Source organism: Prevotella sp. HJM029 (assembly GCF_000599605.1).
Classification (GTDB): Bacteria; Bacteroidota; Bacteroidia; order Bacteroidales; family Bacteroidaceae; genus Prevotella.
Genome location: NZ_KK082664.1, coordinates 7,613 through 10,144, shown reverse-complemented (window position 1 = coordinate 10,144; position 2,532 = coordinate 7,613). Strand labels below are relative to the sequence as shown.

At 43.9% G+C, this 2,532-nt stretch carries 3 protein-coding genes and 1 pseudogene; all 4 read right to left on the bottom strand.

Annotated features, from left to right (window positions below; translation table 11 throughout):
• A pseudogene (locus X919_RS17255) lies at positions 1–82 on the bottom strand (mobilization protein); the annotation flags it as partial.
• Positions 66–497, bottom strand: a complete 432-nt coding sequence (locus X919_RS0108120) for a plasmid mobilization protein (RefSeq protein WP_028899683.1) — start codon at positions 495–497, stop codon at positions 66–68. The gene X919_RS0108120 and the pseudogene X919_RS17255, both read right to left, overlap by 17 nt.
• A 359-nt stretch (positions 498–856) precedes the next feature.
• Entirely contained in the window at positions 857–1,291 is a 435-nt protein-coding gene (locus X919_RS0108115; protein ID WP_028899682.1) for a DUF3408 domain-containing protein, read from the bottom strand.
• A 2-nt stretch (positions 1,292–1,293) separates the two neighbouring features.
• The gene (locus X919_RS0108110) at positions 1,294–2,268 is read right to left on the bottom strand and encodes a toprim domain-containing protein (RefSeq protein ID WP_028899681.1); all 975 of its coding nucleotides are present in this window, start codon (positions 2,266–2,268) and stop codon (positions 1,294–1,296) included.
• Between the last annotated feature and the right edge of the window lie 264 nt (positions 2,269–2,532).

Below are 2,532 nucleotides of genomic sequence, written 5' to 3'. Positions count from 1 at the left end.
GCCGACTACCGATTTTGCCCTCTCTGAAAATATAGTCTAAAGCCGTGCTGCCGTGCGCTATCGCCTTACACTTTCCTATCATCTCTTCTCATATTTAAGACCTTATATACCTCATCGTCCACACGAAAATGGGGGTCGTAAAATCGCTTAAATGCCTCTTTGGCACATAGCGAAAGGTTCTGTGTAATATGTACCCATCTCTCATCTTTTACTTTGATGAGGTTAGAAATCTGCCCATAGAACCGTCCTGTATGCTGGAGGATGGCAATGGCTTCCCTCTCATTGTCTGTCATCTTGGGAACGGCTGCCACCTCTCCACTTAGGAGTATCTCACGGCAGTAATCAGAGAACTTACGTCCCGCACTTTCTGCCTTTGACTTAATACGCTGCTTTTCTTCTAAGGTGCATCTTACCTTGATGAACTCTGTCTTGTTCATCTTCTGCTCTTCCTTATTCTGTTGCTGCCATCGGGCAGTCTTTCTATTATATCTGTTCATATAAGTTTCCTTGAAAGTTTATCATTGTAGATGATTTGTTATTGCTTAATTCCTGAATGCTGACCGATGAGAACGGAGTGATTACGGTCTTATCTCCCCGATAGTCTGACGAGGGGAGCAAGAGCAGTTTGTGGGTACAAACTGACGTCTTGCAATGCTACCGAATAAATTATTTACGCTTAAAACGTTTTATTGCCTAAAAATGAATTCCGTGTATTCTATGACTAACTGCGTTCGTGGCATTCTCACAGAGAACTAAGCCGAAGAAGAAAAGGTAGACCCTTTTAGCAAAAAAGGTAGACCTATTTTGAAGAAAGGGTAGACCTTTTTCCAGAAAACCGTCTACCTTTTCTTACGGCTTACAGTCTTCTCCATTTCTCTATGTCCTCACCATATTCCTCCAGATGCTGACGAACTATGTTCTCCACAAAGCTTGAAAGGTTGCTACCCCTGTCGCCTAACCTACGCACAATGAAGTCGGCACGCTCCTGTGTCTCCCTACTCAGATAGACCGCCTTACGGTTGTTTAACTTAGTCGGCACAAGATAGGCTTGCTTGTAGGCTTCGAGTGTCTTCTTTCTCATCTTGGCACTGATACGTCTTGGAACAGTTGCACTCTCAGTGTTCCGTGCAGGCTCGGAGTGCATGGTATTCTCTGTGTCCTGCTTGTTTGTTGGTCTTTCTCTTTCAGGAACTGCAGTCGCTTCTTGTGAAGTAGATTCGTTCTCTGTTTCATCTTCCACACCCAAGAACCATGAAAGGTCTTTGTCACTCATCATAGTTTCCTTTTCCATTTCTATTTCATTTTAAGTTTGACTTGTTTTGATTTCTTGTTTTGTCCTGTAATTGATATGTGTGTCTGTTCCTGCGCTTTCCGTTCCTGCCGCTCACGGACACGGCTGACATGAAAATCGTTGAGATCCTTGAAGTCTTTGTAATGTATGTTCATGTCCTCAACATGGAAGCCTGTCTTTATGAAATCTTGAACAGCCCTCCGTCCTGCTTCATCATTGTCAAGGAAGGCGCGGATATGGGTGAGGTGTCGGTCATTCAAATAGCGGATAGTCCTTGCCACGTTGCTCACGGAGTTCATCACAAGGCAGTGGTTGGTAATCTCTTCTTTCATTGAAAGGAAGGAGAGGAAGTCCATGAAGCCTTCAAAGATACATACAGGCTCCGCTCTATCCGTGAATATCGGAGTAATGTCCTTCGGGGCTATCGTTCCCTTGAACGTCTTGTCGTCCCGAAGCTCATAGCCGCCAGAGAGATTGGCAAAGCCAATGGCTTGGTAGTGCCTGCCCCTTACCTCATAGCTGATACATTTGAGGAAAGGCGTAGCCTTTTCCAAATCAATACAGCGTTCCTTCATAAGGTATTCCTGAAAATATGGCGGCAGGGTGTCTGATATTTCTATCAGTCTCCTAGCTCCATTTATAGCCATCATAGGTTGGGAATTATTCGGCACGAAGTCATTAAGAAAACTATATGTGTCATTAACGGGAGCGTTCTGCCCCAAACGGCGGATGGCTTCAGATAGCGTGCAGCCCTCCATACGCATACAGAGGTCGATTATGCTTCCGCCCCGTCCTTCGCCATAATCTATCCAAAGGTTCTTCTCTGTGTCCACCTTGAAACTCGGCTGCGTTTCCTCCCTGAGTGGTGAACGGTATATGGCATAGGTCGGTGTTTTGCGTACAAGCTTGATGCCTTTCCTTTCGAGATACTCCACGATGGGGTATCGCTTGATACGTGATAAATCTTCTTCTTTCATTGTTTTGATACATTAATGGGTTGAATGATAATTATTTATGTTTGTCTGTTTTTGGGGTTTTACCTTTTCCAAAGTTTTCCCCCTCCAAACTTTTTCATCTTTCTTCTTACTACATACTATTCTGTGATAAGTGATTGATAATCAGTATCACTTTGTAGTAGAAGGCAATACTACACATTCTACTATATTTGGCTACTACAAGTTTGAAGGAGCGGGCATGGCAAGATTTTCCTAATCTTGTAGACATAGATGGGACTACTACCG